A 15573-nucleotide genomic window follows, 5' to 3' on the forward strand; every position below is an offset into this window, starting at 1 on the left:
GATGGCCGGTCGCGCGATCATGCTTCAGGGCACCGGTTCGAACGTGGGCAAGTCGCTGCTTGTCGCGGGGCTTTGCCGGATCGCACGGCGCCGGGGTGTGGATGTGGCACCTTTCAAGCCGCAGAACATGTCGAACAATGCGGCGGCCTGTCCCAACGGAGGCGAAATCGGTCGCGCGCAAGCGCTCCAGGCACGCGCCGCGGGGCTGGAGCCCACGACCGACATGAATCCCGTGCTCCTCAAGCCCGAAAGTGATCGGCGCGCGCAGGTCGTCCTGAATGGCAAAGCACTGCGCAGCGAGGAAGCGGCGGCGTATATGGCCAATCGTGGCAGCCTTCTTCCCGCTGTGATCGACGCGTTCGACCGGCTGAAATCGGCGCACGATCTCGTCATCGTCGAAGGTGCGGGCAGCCCCGCGGAGGTCAACCTGCGCAAGGGCGACATCGCCAATATGGGCTTCGCGCGCGCGGCCGACGTTCCCGTGGTGCTTATAGGCGACATCGATCGCGGCGGGGTCATTGCCTCGCTGGTCGGCACCCGAACCGTCGTAGACAACAAAGATGCCGATATGATCGAAGGCTTCCTCATCAATCGCTTTCGTGGCGACCAAACACTGTTTGCGGACGGCGTGCGCTTAATCGAAGACCGCACCGGCTGGCGCAGTTTCGGCATCGTGCCGTGGCTGCCCTGCGCTGTGCGGCTGCCCGCTGAAGACGCTGTGGTGCTGGATCAGGCGAGACGGAAAGACGGGGCTATCCTGATTGCCGTGCCAATGCTTTCGCGGATCAGCAATTTCGACGATCTCGACCCGCTTCGTGCCGAGCCGGATGTCGAGGTCCGCTTCATTCCTCCCGGCCAGCCTCTTCCGCGCGAGGCGGATGCGATCATCGTCACGGGCACCAAGTCGACTCTTGCCGACCTTGCGATGGTTCGCGCCCAAGGGTGGGATCACGACATCATCGCCGCTAGGCGCACAGGTGCGCACGTTGTCGGCCTATGCGGTGGGTTCCAGATTCTGGGCAATTGGCTCGAAGATGCTGACGCTGCGGATGGATTGGCAGGATCTGCGGATGGTCTGGGTCTCTTCGACATGACGACGGTGATGACCCGCGAGAAAGTCATTAGGCCCATCTCAGGAACCACGCTTGCCGATGGGGACCCGGTGACAGGATATGAGCTCCATACCGGTCGTTCTCAGGGCCCTATGCTAGAGAAGCCGTTCTGTCGCCTGGACGACGGCACCTGCGATGGCGCGGCCGCAGCGGGCGGACGTCTGATCGGAACCTATCTTCATGGTGTGTTCGCGAGCGATCCATTTCGTTCGCGTTGGCTTGAGCGATTGCGCAGCGGCCGGAGGAGCACGCTCAATTACGAAGAGAGTGTCGAAAATGCGCTGGATGAACTGGCCGATGGGCTCGAGGCGTCCCTCGACGTAGACGCTCTGTTGGCGCTTGCGCGGTGATTGCTGCGTGGATCATGCTGGTAGGACTCGCGATCGAAGCCATGGTCGGCTGGCCCGACGCGGTGGACACGCGGATCGGGCATCCCGTCCGCTGGTTCGGCTGGCTGGTCGAACGGACGGAGCGTCTGGGCAATCGCCAATCATGGAGCAGATCGGCGCGGATCGCGACGGGCGGTCTTGTTACTCTGTTTCTGGTCTCGCTTGCGGGCTTAATCGGTCTGGCCATCCAGCTGTTTCTGCCAACCGGGTGGCTAGGGCTTGCCCTGATGGCCCTCATCGCCTCCAGCCTGATCGCTGCGCGCTCCCTGCACGATCACGTTGCGGATGTCGCCAGGGCGTTCGACGCTTCGGGGATCGCGGCTGCGCGGGACTCGCTCAGTCACATCGTCGGACGTGCAACCGCTGAGTTGGACGAGCCTGCCATCGCACGTGCTTCGATCGAGAGTCTGGCCGAGAACACGTCGGATGGCGTTACAGCACCCTTGTTCTGGGGCGCGCTGTTCGGCTTGCCGGGACTGTTTGCCTACAAGGCAATCAACACGCTCGATTCAATGATCGGCCATCGCAATGCGCGCTACGAAGCTTTCGGTAAAATTGCCGCCCGGCTCGACGATCTCGCCAACCTGATCCCTGCACGCCTGACGGGTATTCTTTTCGCGCTCTGTGCCGGTTCGGGCCGGGCTATACAGGTGTTGTTTCGGGACGCCCGCAGGCATCGCTCCCCCAATGCAGGGTGGCCGGAGTCCGCGATGGCGGGGGCGCTCGGCATCAGACTGTCGGGCCCGCGGACCTATGGCGAAACGACGAGCAACGAGCCTTGGCTCAATTCGGGAGCAAGAAACCCAGCCGGAGCCGATATCCGCCGCGCCTTGGCTCTTTATCGCTGGGTAGTCATCGCCATGGCGATCATCCTGGCGCTGCTGGGTTGGGCCAACCTGTCATGATCGATTCGAACCTCGTATCAGGCCATGGCGGTCGGATCGACGCGATGGCTCGCGCGTTTCCCGGCGCCCCTCTGCCATGGATCGACCTGTCGACCGGCATCAATCCGTATCCTTATCCGTTGCCCCCGATCGCACCCGATGCATGGGAGCGCTTACCGGGCGAGGCGGCCCGCGCATTCTGCGAAAGCACCATGGCGGAGTCGTTCGGATGCGATCCGTCCTTTTGCCGCGCGGTCGCCGGGACGGAAGTCGCCATCCGCCAGCTGCCATCGATCCTACGTGCTCAGAGCGTAGCGGTGCGCGCTTGCAGCTATGCCGATCACGCGGAAAGCTGGCGACTGGTGGGGGCGAAGGTGGTCACGCATTCCGATCCTTTGGCATTGGCCGGCGAGGCTGACGTCGTAGTAATCGTGAACCCCAACAATCCCGATGGGCACCGTTGGCCCGTCGATGCCATTGAGGCAGCGCGCGCCGAACTCGCCCGACGGGGCGGCTGGCTGATCGTGGACGAGGCCTATGCCGATCTCGATCCCACGCTCAGCGCGGCTCCGTTTGCCGATCGCCCGGGACTGATCATCTTGCGATCCTTCGGCAAATTTTTCGGGCTTGCGGGCATGCGGTTGGGTGCCGTCCTGGCTACGCAGGAGATCTTGAGCAGCATCGAAGATCGCCTCGGCGGATGGGACGTGTCGGGCCCTGCGCTAGCGATAGGCGCGGCAGCCTATGCTGATCATGACTGGCAGGCCGCTACGCGCGGACACCTTACCGTTCAAATGCAGGAGATGCATTCCCTTATCGCGACCTCGGCGTTGGAAGACCGTGGCGGAACCGATCTTTTCCGGTTCGTCCGTGGATCTGATGCAAATTCGCTTTGGCAGCGACTTGCTGAGCAAGGTATCGCCGTGCGCCGGTTCGTCGGGGATGCCCATCACCTCCGCATCGGCTTGCCCGCCGATAAGATCGCGTTTTCACGGCTGGCGCGAGGGCTTAACCCTTGAGACGAAGGGGCAGCCCTGCGACCACGAGTTCGACCGTCTCGGAAATCTCGGCCAGCCGCTGGTTCAGCCGTCCCTGTTCGTCGCGGAAATCGCGGCCGAGCCGATTTTCGGGGACGATGCCCGAGCCCACTTCGTTACTGACCAGCACGACATTCGCCTCAGCCCGAGCAATACTCTCGACCAGGGCATCGGCTTGCCTGCCGATGTCGAGTTCGGCCAGCATCACGTTCGAGAGCCACAAAGTGCAGCAATCGACGAGCATCGTGCCCTCGTTGACCAAAGTAATCGCACGAGCGAGTTCGATCGGTGCCTCGATTGTGTGCCAGAAATCAGCACGTTCCTCGCGATGCTGACGGATACGCTCGGTCATTTCATCGTCATACGCCTGCGCGGTGGCGATGAACTTGTGAGGTCCCTCCATGCCGCCGCATATCGAAAGAGCATGGCGGCTCTTGCCCGATCGAGCACCACCGAGAATCAGATGAACCGTGCTCATAGAGTGAAGCCCTCGACCCTTCGCCTCGCAGCGGCCTGTATCACGGCTCGCCTTTGGTCAGGTGACATTGCGGACCACTTCGCAATCTCATCGAGCGTCCGGCCACAGCCCGTGCAGACATTTCCGTTTGCCGACAGTCGACATATCTTCCGACATGGCGATTGCGGGTCCTCAATGGTCGTTGCAGGCATGCGAATGGCCCTAACTCGTGTTGCCCGGGCTGGCAAAAGTGAACGGAGCTTTGTGGTAAGCGGATGATGAGGCGACTTGTCAGCTACGAAGACCTTCTCTCATGCATGACGCGAGACGAGAGGGATTATCATGCCACGCTCGACTGGAAAGCGTTGCTGGACCTCTCTCCAATTCTAAAGCTACGCCGGAAGGAAGCGCGCGCTTCGCTGCGGAGATACTTGACCGGATTGCATGGTGCTAAGTGGGAGATCGATGCCGTTCATTTTCTAATCCGCAGTCAGATCGACGAACAGGCACTGAAGTCAATCACAGCCGATATTGCCGACACTTTAGAGGCGATTGCAGCGAGGGCCATGACGCCGAAAGAGGTTTGCAAGGCGCTGAATATTGCCAATCAGGAACGATTGCGGTGGACCAAGGATGGTTGTCTTAAAACATCAGGGATTGTGAGCTTTAAAAAGGCTAACACCGTAAGCATATCCACTTACTCTGCTCATGTAATTAATGAGTTGACGAAAGACCATAGTCTAATTGAAGGTTGGCGAAGGAAAGACTAGGATAGCCGAAAATCCTAGCCACTAGGCTACCCCTTTTGGGTTTGCATGGGTGCAATCTGGTCAGAATCCGTGATCGAAGGATGACGCAGATTTGCACTACAACGCGGTCGGCAGCTTTCACATTTAAGGCAGTCAAAAGCGGACCGACGGCTAGCGGCCCAGAAAAGGACCTTACAATGTGGCTAGTCCTTGCAAGGGCTCTCGATTTGCTAACCGCCCAGTTGCAAAATCATTTCAATCCCGAGATGCTTGTTGCATCCAGAATCACGCGGACGGTTTCCTCTGGCCGATCCCACATCGGGAAGTGCCCGCTACGATCGAACCAGTGCAGCGTCGCTCTTGGGAAGGCTTTCATCGCGCGATCCGCCTGCTGCGGAAGACACAGCCGATCCTTGCGTCCCCAGCCTATGACAACAGGCGCAGCCGTTTTCGCAGGACCCTCCTGCATCGCGCCGTTGGCGAGATCCTTCACAAGCGAATTGACGGTGCGCGTATCAGCCAATGACTTCAGTTCACGCGCAACGAATGCCGGGTCGAGCGCCCGCGGCCTAGCAGAGAGCTGGGCCAAGAGCGCGGTCCGGCCTGCGACACTTCCGGCGATGGCAGAAAGCGCCGGTCGCAGTGCGCGAACCAGAGCAACCGATGGCATTAAGGTGGCTTTGAAGAAGGTGCGCTCCCACCCTTGCCAGAAGCCGCCCGGATCCAGTGCGACAACCGCGCCCGCTTGGCCGCGCCGCGCCATCTCGAGCGCCAGGCGAGCTCCCAGCGAGCTGCCAACCATATCAATACCTGTGAGATTCTCCGCGCCGAGCCAGTTGTCCAGACTGCGCGCAAGTCCGTCGAACGTGCCGCTGTCGGCCTCTTCGGGTGTCCGCCCATGCCCGGGCAGATCTACGGCAATTACCTCCCTGTCTTGGGAAAGCGCAGGAGAGATCGTGTCCCACGAGCCGCAGGTCGCCCCCAGTCCATGAACCAGGAGGAGGGGTTTTCCGCGCCCAGTGCGCGTATAGTGCAAGGTCATGTAACAGTAACGTCTCGCACCGACGTATGGCCCCCTGGATGTCCATATTGCCGAAAGCGAGGCCGAGAGCGGGCGCTTTGCCGTTGGTCGAAGCTAACCGCCGGCGCCACGGCTATTCATCTGATAGACCTCAACACGATATCCGTCTGGGTCTAAACACTGAAGCCGAGTTCGATCGTCGCGCTCGTCGATACGAGCCGCCCCACCCGACATGAACCGCTCATAGGCAGATAAGCTTTGTCGAACATCGGCAACTTCGGCAAAAACCGTAACGTGATTGCTCACCGCGTCGAGATAGCTCCCTTCAACTATTGACAGAATGCCACCTAGATTTACCGACTTGGTCGATCGTTTACTAACCCTCAGTCCCAAGACATCTTGGTAGAAAGCCACGGACCGGACAAGGTTCGAGACCACCAGCCGAAGCCCGAGATGCAATGGAGGGGGCATCTCCGCAGGCGAAATGAAGCCGAGTTCGGGAGCGGTGTGAGGCCTTTTAGGCGGCTGCTTCGTCCTCTTACCAAGCTTCTTGACGAAGATCGTTTGCCCATCATCAAGCGTAAGCTGCCACGCGTTCGCCGTGAGCGACGATGACTTTGGAACGATGCCGCCCCAACTCTCGGCCTGGGCGGTCAGCCCATTGGGAAGTCTGATAGGAGATGGCTCACGGAGCTTCGCAAGTTCTGAAAGGAAGGCGGCGAGCGCCGCCTTTGTAACTGGACGATGCTCGGCGTGCGGGACGGCAACTTCGGGAAGGTCGTAAATCTCATTCGCTGTGCGCCGAATAGTTTCCCGATCTTGAAGCTCATGAAGGAAGGGCGAGAGCCATTCCAGTCCTATCGCGGCACCGAGCATTCCGCCTGTCATTGAGGCGAGCGTATCGGTATCCGCCCCCTCGGCAAGTGCAGCTTGTTTCACACCTTCCATAGGATCCGCAGCGTGTCGTGAGGCAAGGAAAAGCGCCGCAGCCGCGTTGACTGTGCCTGATCCATTCACGCGCTTGTCAAAACAACCTAAATCCTTGAGCACGTCCTCATCGATAACGGCAACGCCGCCCGCGAGCCCGTCGGAGCATTGCTCGAGCAGCTCGAGCTGCTCCTGGACCACATCCCTCCACTGCGCATGATAGGCACCGGAGTGATCGGTGACCTTGGCCCAGCTAGGCCAGCGCTCCATAACCGACGGCAATGCGCCCCACGCTTCCCGGCTCGAGCTGACGACCTCGATAAGTTGGCCATAGCCTAGCGTTCCGCGCTGCCGAAGCGCCTCCCAAAGCCCATAGCCGTAAGCCAGCGCTCCGACGAGCGCGCGCGGGTGACCATGGGTCGTGACACCATCTGTCATGATGTCTGCAGCAAGCGAGGAAAAGCTGGCGTCGCCCGCTCGGCGGAGACAATGCGGCAGAATTCGCATGGCGACGCCATTGCCGCCAGCCGCCAGATACCGATTCACCTCATCGAGCTTAGCATCCCAAGGCGCACGGCCCGAGAGCCAAATGGTTGCCGCGCGCTTTGTCGCACCCCCGCCGCCACGCTGATAAAGCGTCCATAGTGGAAGCTCCTGGGTAGCAAACAGGAGCCACCAAGCGGTCGGGTCGCGTAGAAGCGACCGCGCGCAAGCTAGGATCAGCTGGGTATCGTCGCTATAGTTTCCCGCGCCGATAGCTTCCTCATGAGGTTGAAAGCGCCCGCCGGAGCGTTTCGTCCAAGCCTGGAAGCCGAAGTCAGACGACTTTCGGTTGCCGCTGGCTCGGGTTGCACGCAATTCGTGCGGCCAACCCATCGCATCCCCAATTGCGGCGCCCAGAAATGCGCCTTCCGCGCGGTCGCGGCTAGGGCGGCACGCCATGCTGCTATCATCAAGAGCTAAACGGTCGGTCATGCAGTCCACAGCGTTTCGGATGGTCTTTGCCCTGCCCGGATGGCGTTGCTCAGAGCGTATTTGTCGAACAAGTTGGGGGATACCACAAACTTCAGGTCGCTAACATTGATACCCAGGATTTCGAGCCGGACTTGCTCTACCTGAGCTTGCTCCTCGCTGGAAAGCCCGATCGCCTTAATGCTGTCCGGTGGGATCGAATCAGGGACGAGCACCTCCGCCTGGTCATCGGTCGGCGAACAAGGCAGATGCAGCAGCGTCCGGCCGCGCACCTTACCTTGCCCGCCTCCATTTTCCTTTTCTCGCGCACGGCAAATGACCGAGCGACCTTCACCTCCTCGCGTCGACGCGATATCACTGAATGGTGGAAACCATTCACGATCTTAGGCGGCGGGCACCGCTTCACTTCTGGAACCGAGCCGAGAACGCGCGAGCATGTGCCTACGTTCTTTGGCAATTGATCGATGATCCACCCGACGTTTCCACGCTCAATTATGATGGCTCGGCATCGTATGCGATGAGCGAGGCGTTCGATCGAGAGAGCAGCTTCGCGATAGAAAGCATCCTGAAAGCCGCAGTGGCCGCTCAGCGAGAGGCCGATGGAAACAAGGAACCGCCACCTTCGAGGCATGATGTCGGCGAACTGTGGAGCTTGGCTCAGTTGCCAAGACCGGATGAAGATGATCGGACGCGGCTGATGCTACTGACGGAAATGCTCTATTGGTCGGCGCGATATGCCGCGCCATTGCCCGGGAAGAAGGCTGAAGACCGCATGGACGCGATCGCCGAAAGAGCGAAGCGGCGGAAGCGTAAAGACGGCGGGATGTTCGTGGCGCTCGCACCATGGACCTGGGATCATTTCGAGCGAATGTATCAGGTCGCGCATCAGGCATGTTTTGAAGCGCTTGACCGACGGCCGGGCAGGAGAAAGTGGGCCGAAGATACACTCGGCGAGGGCGACGGCAATCTTATCGAATAACAGACGCAGGGGTAGACCGCGCACATAGCCCACCTCAATCCCTACTTGCTACGCACGGCAATGCGTCCGCTCCAACTCGTAACCGCGGACTTCGGATGGGGTGCGTCGCTCCCGCCGCCATGCTGTCGATTTAACTGCTTGAATGCAGTCGGTCTGCTTCGCTACGGTAGCCATGCGACCTGGCGCGCTCCGGCCGACGAAAACAAGTTTTGCCAGATCACAAAGTTTTTAGGTCCTACGCTGCTAGATCCCTCGTTTATTCTTGGCCCCAAGCCGAATTGACAACTCGAGGTGCTGATAAGGCACGTTTTTTTAGCAGGCGAAAGAAAGGGGGAGGTATGACGGTTGTTGTCTCTTGCGTAAATTTGAAAGGGGGCGTCGGAAAGACAGCTATAGCCGTCAATTTCGCGGCTTATTGCGGCAAGGAGGGTTTGAAGACGCTGCTCGTTGACCTTGATCCGCAAACGAATGCAACGTTCTCGTCTATTTCGCCGGAAAAGTGGGGGGAGCATAAGAAGAACAAGGGCACTGTTGCTGATCTCTTAGGCGTCAGGAATACGGATCATGCTGAAGGAAATCCCGCCACGGCGGCCGACGTTATATTGAAGGACGTCTTCAAGGGCGTTGACCTCGTCCCCTCTGATCTAAGCCTTTTCACCATCGATCTTGATATCGGAGCTCGCACCGCAAGGGAGAAGCTTCTTAAAAAGGCTCTCAAGGATGTCATGAAGAGCTACGACATCATCGTCTGTGATTGTCCCCCAAACCTAACGTTGCCGACGCAGAACGCGTTGGCGATCAGCACTCATTACGTCGTGCCGGTCTCACCCGATTTCCTGTCGAGCTTAGGCATCGCGTTGCTGATCCGTAGAGTAGAAAAGTTCGGTGAGGACATGGAGCTCGATATCAAAATTGCGGGCATCGTGCTGTCTCGAGTCGGAAGACCATCGATTTTTAGAGACCAAACAACTGCCGACCTTCGAAAACAGTTTTCGGGCAACATGTTAAAGTCGGAAATCAAAGAGCGTTCGGTCGTCACAGAAGCAACTGCGAAGAACAAGTCGATCTACGAAATGGGCGAGGCGACGGCCAAGAAAGAATTCTCCGACTTTTCGAAAGAGCTTCTAAAGAAAATTGGGCTTCTGAAATGAAAACACATGATCTTGCAAAAGCACTTACGCAATTAGGTAAGCTCCTTCGCACCTTGCCGAATCAAGAACTGGAAGAACTTGGTTCGACGCTGTCGAACTTTGCTTCAGGCCCCTCCGCTGATGTCGGAATTAGCCTTTCGGCACTGGCGTCGCTCTCAAAATTTAGCAAATCGGATTGGGAAAAGGTTGCCCGCGACTTCGAGCTTCCCGTCGACCTTCGTCCCCGCGATGCGGCGCGCGATGTAATGGGCAAGATTTTGACCTACCTCGCTGAGAATGATGCGGAGCGGAAACGGGTCGCAATGAAAGCTCGCGCCGCCACCGACCAGCCTTCCGAACTGTCAAACGCGCTGAAGTTCCTCCTTTCAAATGGTTAAGGTTGTCGAGAAGATCGAGGCAAACTATCTCGCTTTTTCGCAAATGGTTTCGGATTCTATCGTTTCCAACATCGCAACGTTTAAGGGGAACGAGAGGCTATCTGAGAGCTATGCCAGAATAGCGGCGATCAATGCGATAAAGATAGACGTTGTTGAGCCTCACTTTGCAAGGGGTGCGGCACATTTTTTCTTCGAAGCCCATAATGATGCCCTACTGTCCACGTTAACGCCAGCTTCGGAAGCTGGCGGCCGGCGCTTCAGGCTCTCCGTAGCTTTATGGAAAATACTATGGCCGCGATCTTCTTTCTGGACCATCCCGTCGAGTTCGAAAAGTGGAGGGTAGGAGATTTCCGGCTACCACCGAAGGCGATGCGCGAATACATCGCAGAGCACCCCAAGCTTATCAACCTTGTCAACGATCTGGGTCTTAAAGCCGCACTTGATAAAGAGTATGGCACGCTGTCGAAGGCTGTGCACGGTTCAGACAGCCTGTTCCGGATGACGTCTGCAGAGGGTAACATAAACATCGCAAATCCTAGTGCGGCCGATCTCGGGAAGTGGTCGGCTCGCGAGCGCAGCGCCGTCGACCTATCCATCACTGCACTTGCAGGGGTTCTTAGCGATTTTTTAGAGGGCGCGAAGATGCAGAACTTGCGGGCCGTTCTTGGCGTGGCGGTTCAACCAAAGAGCCGAGCCGCCCTGAGGAAGCACCTGAATATCTCGATCCCTGAGCCATAACTTTCGGATAAGGCGGCGCCTCGTTATAAAAGAACCTGTTAAAACCTGTGCCGCTTGCATTAGCCTCTCTGGAGGGCGCTGTGGGTGAGCGAACGTTCGATATTTTGCGAAAAAACAGCGCTAATCTGAAGGCTTGGGCAAGTGGCTGCTGCGATCCTTCGCCGAGTGTGCGAAATGCAATCGGCGCTCTGGCAGAGATCGTCTACGCCCGGCATGTGGGTGGCGTGATCGTGTCTGATACGAAGGACGAGTATGACGTCGAGTTTACAGGGACTGACCGCCACACCGTGGAGGTCAAGACGCGACTGAAAGGAGAGAAAGCCAATTTTCGAGGCAAAGCGGCCGACGTGTTCGCGCAAGTTTACTTCCAGCGCAGTGCGGGGACGCGCTCGGTCGTCGCGATTAGGACGCGAGACGGACAGCCATTAGTGGTCAACAGCGGCGAGAATCCATGGTCGGTCGATGAGGATTTCGAGCCTTATGTGGTGGACATCGACGCAATTCGCGAAGAGTAAGTTGGCAGCCTTGGCAGGGGAAAGCTGACAGCAAGTCCTTGGTGCTGCGATAAAAACTAAGCATCGATTGCTAGGACGGTAACCCGAATCCAACGGCTCTCATCCTTCGGGTGTTCGTAATCTTCCTGTAGGTTAAACGACCAATGCCCCAACCGAACTAGCACTTGTCTATTATGTCTTAGACATTCGCGATGGGACCCTTGCGGAGAGGTTCGCGAGGTGGGACAATTCGCGCATGAAGACCCATTGCATTCTAGGCCAGCGGAAGCTGAAACAGTCCGACATCGTCCACGCGCGCGGACACAACAACCGCGAAGAAGACGTTGGTAATTCCGACCGGTCAGCGCCTCCGCCATCCGTAATCTTCGGACCGCAAGACGCATGGATAGGTGTCCGCGATCGGCTCAAAGATCTCGGCATTCGTCCGCGCAAGGGTGCCGTGCTGGCGCTCGAACTGATGCTGACCACGTCCCCGGAATGGTGGCCAAGCGATGATCCGGTGCGCTACGTCATGCAGCTGCGGCGCTTCATTCGCCGCTCAATGCGCTATCTACTCGGCCGGTATCCGCGATGCGCTATCATGTCGATCACGCTCCACTCCGATGAGCAAACGCCGCATCTGCACGTCATCGTGCTTCCGGTGCGCAAGCGGATCGACCGTCGGTTCGCGGACAAAGGCGAGCGCTGGACTTTGAGCGCGCGCGGCGACCTTCCGCCGAAGCGCACGAAGGATGGACCGAAGCCAGACTACTCGACATTCTGGAGAGGAGCGATCGGATCTCGCGGTCAGATGGCATACGAGCAAACTGTTTTTGCGAAGGTCATGGAACCGCTCGGCCTCGAGCGTGGCCGGGTCTGGAGCGGCGCGCCAAACAAGCCGAACGCGGTGCACCAGGCCGAGATGCGCGACGCAATCGCCGCGGCGAATTCGGAGCGAGAAGGGCTTGTCAGATCGCGCGAAGTGCTTACGAGCGAACGCGCAAGGATCGGCCAATGCAAGGCGGCGATCAATGACAAGCTGGCCGAAGTCGAAGCGTTACTGACGCGGGTTCGTGCCGACGAAGCGCGTTTGGCTGAGCAGCGTCGCGCTTTCGATTTGGAGCGCGCCGAGTTCGACGAGAAGCTGGTGAAGGTGCGCCGCTGGAAAGCCGGGCTGGATGCGCAACGGGACCGTGTAGTCGAAGAACGCGATAAGCTCGCGGAAAGTGCGCCGAAGGTCGCCGCGCTCGCCGAGGCGGCGATTAAAGCGCTCCGGTCTATCGATCTGGAGCGTATCCCGGAGCATGAGCGCTCCATTGTAATGCAGGCGGCTCATGCGATCGGTCGGCCCTTGGAGGCCGCAGACGGCGCGCACTGGGCGATCGCGGCGGCACGGACGGAGCTGAAGGCTTCGCGACCGTCACGAGGACGCTGATCAGACCTCCTTGTCTTCTCGTTCGACGGAAATACTCGGATCGAAGGAAGGATCGGCCGGCGGCAAGTTGACGGACGATGCCGGAGGTTGACTAACCTCACAACGCCCACCCCGGGCAAGCGCGTTCCGCCGCTGCTTTTCAACGTAGGATGGCGAAACCTTTGGATATACGTCCATGCCCTCAAAACGTGCGGGAAGGTCTTTGAGACCGTGCTTTGTGAGGTAGTCGTCCCAGGAGATGTGGTGCTTCCGCTGGACATGCAGCGCGAGGCTCTCGGTCCGTTTCGAGCATTCCAGGCACTCAAGCCAATCGTGCCGAACCGTTGCTTCCAGTAGGCGTCGCACCTCGCGCTCCTCGTCGCTTTCTTGTGCGAGGTGCTCTTCCGCCTGTCGGACTAGCTCGGCCTTAGGTCCGGTGTTTTCATCCACCCACGAACGATCACGGATGATGCGGCGCCACTCTAGCACCAGCGGCATGATCTCCAGCAGGTCTTTGTGACGCAGCCGAGCGATGTCGGCTGTCAGCAAAGCGGCTTCTTCGAGTGTGCGGTTCATCTCGGTCTATCCCTAGCGCGGGTGCAGCGTCCGGTCGAGATCACCATTCGATGTCCTCGATCCGATGCGGAAAGCGATGCGGCTGTGCCTCAATGGCACGACGCAGCGTCGCGCTAGGCGAGCAGTCGAAGTTCGAGCCTGGCGCGCTTGCCCGCAGCATGAGAAGGATCGACTTGCCTTCCGGGCTGAGCCGCAGATCAGCAATAGATCGGCCTTCGCACGTGATGATCTGCTCCAGCTCCAGATACTGCAGGTAATCCTCGAGGTATGCGCGTGAACCGTCGAACGTCTTCTCGACAACCTCCTCCGGCCGCCGGACGTGAAGCTCCTTGTCGAGCGCCTCAAGAACATGCCGCATCTTCTCGACTGGATCGCTTCTTCGATCGCAACGGCACCGACCGAGGCGGAAGTGGCTGAAGAGCTCGCGGATGGTCTCGTGGTAATCGCCGCGCGGATCACGGAAGAGCCACGTTTTCGCGACCTTCTCGACATGCGCCGGACTGCCGCCGCGCATTTGTTCGAGGCCCCAAGCTTTGTCAGGCTCGCCGGTCCACCACCAGCGACCGATCCGATCCTCGTGAATGGGACTTTCGCGCTGCCCCTTCGGCTTGATCCATCTGACCTGCTCGATCACACTCGTCTTGATCATTTTCATACTCCTTGAGATTGCTCCCACGGAGATTTTTTCACAGCAGCGGCAGCTGCCTTTTCTCGCGCTCGCGCACTCGCGAAGCGGCTGCCATCGCCTGTTGCGCGGCTCCTACCGCCCGGCGGTATTCGCTGGTCCTGCGACGCTCAGCGCGTTCGAAGCTGAGGGACACATCGTCGAACCAGATCGAGGCGTAGATCGCCGCAGCCATTGCACGCAGCGTTTCGTCGTGGGCAAGGGGCACGGGCCGAGTCGTCATGCCTCATGGGTAGAACAAAACGCTCGGCAAGAAACCCGTTTTGTTCTAGATATGTTCGATAATACCGATTGACGCTGGGAAGGATAGAGGTCAAAACGTCCTCAACTTTTCCCCATCGCGAGTTCGACATGCAAGCCACAATCGACGGATCCGAAGCGCTGACAAGAGCGCGAGAGATATTCACCCAGAAGGAGCTCTCTGCGCTGATCCATCGCTCTGCAAAACAGATCGGACGATGGGAAAAGGCTGGACGCGCTCCGCCGGAATTCGTCCCACTTCTGAAGTCGGTCATTGAAGGGCGTTCGCCTGTTGCGCGGCCGGAGGATAGTGATTTCACGTTCATCGACCTGTTCGCGGGCATTGGAGGGATCCGCATCGGATTTGAGCAGGCCGGTGGCCGTTGCGTATTCACCAGTGAATGGGACAGCTACGCTCAGAAGACCTACGCCGAGAATTTCGCGGACGATCACGACATCGCTGGCGACATTACCCAGATCGATGCCGATGAGATCCCGGACCACGACGTGCTTCTGGCTGGTTTCCCCTGTCAGCCGTTCAGCCTAGCGGGCGTGTCGAAGAAGAACGCACTCGGCAAGCCGCATGGTTTCGAGTGCACGACGCAGGGCACCCTTTTCTTCGATGTGCAGAGGATCATAGCGGCCAAACGTCCGAAGGCTTTCCTCCTCGAGAACGTGAAGAACCTCGTCAGCCACGACAAGGGTAACACCTTCCGTGTCATCATGGATGTGCTGGAGAACAAGCTCGGTTATGTTGTGCGGCCCCACGTCGTAGACGGCAAACGGTTCGTTCCGCAGCATCGTCAGCGGATCCTGCTTGTCGGCTTTCAGAAGGATGTCGGCTTCGACTGGGACGAAGTGATCGCGCGTATGCCGGAGGTTGCCGATGGACCGAAGCTCGCCTCGATCCTCCACCGCGAAACCGGAAGTGAGCCGGATGTCGATGGCGGTCGCTACCTCGAGCCCAGCGGCCGCGTTCTCAAAAAATACACGCTGACTGACCGCCTCTGGCAGTATCTTCAGGGATATGCGGAAAAGCACCGGCTCGCTGGGAATGGGTTCGGCTGCAGTGTCGTAGGCCCGCAGGACACGAGCAGAACGCTGTCGGCACGATACTACAAGGATGGCTCGGAAATCCTGATCAGCCGGGGCAAGGGTCGAAATCCGCGACGGCTAACTCCTCGAGAGTGCGCACGCCTGATGGGCTATCCGGATACCTTCCGGATCCCGGTATCCGACACGCGGGCATACAAGCAGTTCGGAAACTCGGTCGTCGTTCCGATGATGGCGGAGGTGGCCCGGGCGATGAAGCCTGGTATCATGCATCTTACGAAGGACGAACCGATCCAGTTCGAACTGGCGCAGTCCTGA

General features: G+C 58.9%; 19 protein-coding genes. 11 read left to right on the plus strand and 8 right to left on the minus strand.

The features are described 5' to 3' along the window. The first annotated feature begins 1 nt into the window (after nucleotide 1). From F7D01_RS13840 to cobD, 3 genes are read left to right on the plus strand one after another with little or no spacing between them, the layout of a single operon-like run. Nucleotides 2-1462, plus strand: a complete 1461-nt coding sequence (locus F7D01_RS13840; RefSeq protein ID WP_215228035.1) for a cobyric acid synthase — start codon at nucleotides 2-4, stop codon at nucleotides 1460-1462. Beyond that, nucleotides 1459-2406: an adenosylcobinamide-phosphate synthase CbiB gene (gene cbiB / locus F7D01_RS13845; RefSeq protein ID WP_215228036.1), complete on the plus strand. Its 948-nt coding sequence runs from the start codon at nucleotides 1459-1461 to the stop codon at nucleotides 2404-2406. The genes F7D01_RS13840 and cbiB overlap by 4 nt, the downstream gene beginning before the upstream one ends. Further along, the gene (gene cobD, locus F7D01_RS13850; protein ID WP_170003076.1) at nucleotides 2403-3404 is read left to right on the plus strand and encodes a threonine-phosphate decarboxylase CobD; all 1002 of its coding nucleotides are present in this window, start codon (nucleotides 2403-2405) and stop codon (nucleotides 3402-3404) included. Before cbiB ends, cobD begins: the two co-directional genes overlap by 4 nt. On the opposite strand, the gene cobU is transcribed toward cobD, so the two are convergent. Both cobU and F7D01_RS13860 read right to left on the minus strand, forming a co-directional pair. Continuing rightward, entirely contained in the window at nucleotides 3394-3900 is a 507-nt protein-coding gene (gene cobU / locus F7D01_RS13855) for a bifunctional adenosylcobinamide kinase/adenosylcobinamide-phosphate guanylyltransferase (protein ID WP_170003078.1), read from the minus strand. The two genes, cobD and cobU, sit on opposite strands and share 11 nt — an antisense overlap. After that, nucleotides 3897-4091: a DUF1289 domain-containing protein gene (locus F7D01_RS13860; RefSeq protein WP_170003080.1), complete on the minus strand. Its 195-nt coding sequence runs from the start codon at nucleotides 4089-4091 to the stop codon at nucleotides 3897-3899. The genes cobU and F7D01_RS13860 overlap by 4 nt, the downstream gene beginning before the upstream one ends. A gap of 105 nt (nucleotides 4092-4196) precedes the next feature. On the opposite strand from F7D01_RS13860, the gene F7D01_RS13865 reads away from it, so the two are divergent. Continuing rightward, nucleotides 4197-4649 (plus strand): hypothetical protein, encoded by a 453-nt coding sequence (locus tag F7D01_RS13865; RefSeq protein WP_215228037.1) that lies wholly within the window; start codon nucleotides 4197-4199, stop codon nucleotides 4647-4649. A 229-nt stretch (nucleotides 4650-4878) separates the two neighbouring features. On the opposite strand, the gene F7D01_RS13870 is transcribed toward F7D01_RS13865, so the two are convergent. The 3 genes from F7D01_RS13870 to F7D01_RS13880 all read right to left on the minus strand — a co-directional run bounded on the left by F7D01_RS13870 (nucleotide 4879) and on the right by F7D01_RS13880 (nucleotide 7820). Then, nucleotides 4879-5670, minus strand: a complete 792-nt coding sequence (locus tag F7D01_RS13870; RefSeq protein WP_215228038.1) for an alpha/beta fold hydrolase — start codon at nucleotides 5668-5670, stop codon at nucleotides 4879-4881. A 93-nt stretch (nucleotides 5671-5763) separates the two neighbouring features. Beyond that, nucleotides 5764-7551, minus strand: coding sequence for an ADP-ribosylglycohydrolase family protein (locus tag F7D01_RS13875; RefSeq protein WP_215228039.1), 1788 nt, complete (start codon nucleotides 7549-7551; stop codon nucleotides 5764-5766). After that, complete coding sequence (locus F7D01_RS13880) at nucleotides 7548-7820, minus strand: DarT ssDNA thymidine ADP-ribosyltransferase family protein (RefSeq protein WP_215228040.1); 273 nt, start codon at nucleotides 7818-7820, stop codon at nucleotides 7548-7550. Before F7D01_RS13880 ends, F7D01_RS13875 begins: the two co-directional genes overlap by 4 nt. An 89-nt stretch (nucleotides 7821-7909) precedes the next feature. On the opposite strand from F7D01_RS13880, the gene F7D01_RS13885 reads away from it, so the two are divergent. The 6 genes from F7D01_RS13885 to F7D01_RS13910 all read left to right on the plus strand — a co-directional run bounded on the left by F7D01_RS13885 (nucleotide 7910) and on the right by F7D01_RS13910 (nucleotide 12722). Continuing rightward, nucleotides 7910-8527: a hypothetical protein gene (locus F7D01_RS13885; protein WP_215228041.1), complete on the plus strand. Its 618-nt coding sequence runs from the start codon at nucleotides 7910-7912 to the stop codon at nucleotides 8525-8527. Between the two features lie 338 nt (nucleotides 8528-8865). Further along, nucleotides 8866-9678 carry a ParA family protein gene (locus F7D01_RS13890; RefSeq protein ID WP_215228042.1) on the plus strand — a complete coding sequence of 271 codons (813 nt, stop codon included), beginning with the start codon at nucleotides 8866-8868 and terminating at the stop codon, nucleotides 9676-9678. Next, nucleotides 9675-10055 (plus strand): hypothetical protein, encoded by a 381-nt coding sequence (locus F7D01_RS13895; protein ID WP_215228043.1) that lies wholly within the window; start codon nucleotides 9675-9677, stop codon nucleotides 10053-10055. The genes F7D01_RS13890 and F7D01_RS13895 overlap by 4 nt, the downstream gene beginning before the upstream one ends. Before the next feature lie 288 nt (nucleotides 10056-10343). Next, nucleotides 10344-10793 (plus strand): hypothetical protein, encoded by a 450-nt coding sequence (locus F7D01_RS13900; protein WP_215228044.1) that lies wholly within the window; start codon nucleotides 10344-10346, stop codon nucleotides 10791-10793. An 80-nt stretch (nucleotides 10794-10873) separates the two neighbouring features. Continuing rightward, nucleotides 10874-11308: a hypothetical protein gene (locus tag F7D01_RS13905; protein WP_215228045.1), complete on the plus strand. Its 435-nt coding sequence runs from the start codon at nucleotides 10874-10876 to the stop codon at nucleotides 11306-11308. Between the two features lie 235 nt (nucleotides 11309-11543). Beyond that, nucleotides 11544-12722 (plus strand): plasmid recombination protein, encoded by a 1179-nt coding sequence (locus tag F7D01_RS13910; protein ID WP_215228046.1) that lies wholly within the window; start codon nucleotides 11544-11546, stop codon nucleotides 12720-12722. Here F7D01_RS13910 and F7D01_RS13915 read toward each other — a convergent pair whose 3' ends face one another. From F7D01_RS13915 to F7D01_RS13925, 3 genes are read right to left on the minus strand one after another with little or no spacing between them, the layout of a single operon-like run. Further along, on the minus strand, nucleotides 12723-13277 hold the full coding sequence (locus F7D01_RS13915) for a MucR family transcriptional regulator (protein WP_215228047.1): 555 nt from the start codon (nucleotides 13275-13277) through the stop codon (nucleotides 12723-12725). A 40-nt stretch (nucleotides 13278-13317) separates the two neighbouring features. Next, the gene (locus F7D01_RS13920) at nucleotides 13318-13911 is read right to left on the minus strand and encodes a hypothetical protein (RefSeq protein ID WP_215228048.1); all 594 of its coding nucleotides are present in this window, start codon (nucleotides 13909-13911) and stop codon (nucleotides 13318-13320) included. A gap of 52 nt (nucleotides 13912-13963) precedes the next feature. Further along, nucleotides 13964-14185, minus strand: coding sequence for a hypothetical protein (locus tag F7D01_RS13925; RefSeq protein ID WP_215228049.1), 222 nt, complete (start codon nucleotides 14183-14185; stop codon nucleotides 13964-13966). A gap of 128 nt (nucleotides 14186-14313) precedes the next feature. On the opposite strand from F7D01_RS13925, the gene dcm reads away from it, so the two are divergent. Next, complete coding sequence (gene dcm, locus F7D01_RS13930) at nucleotides 14314-15573, plus strand: DNA (cytosine-5-)-methyltransferase (RefSeq protein WP_215228050.1); 1260 nt, start codon at nucleotides 14314-14316, stop codon at nucleotides 15571-15573.

This window comes from Erythrobacter sp. 3-20A1M, from assembly GCF_018636735.1.
Taxonomy (GTDB): Bacteria; Pseudomonadota; Alphaproteobacteria; order Sphingomonadales; family Sphingomonadaceae; genus Alteriqipengyuania.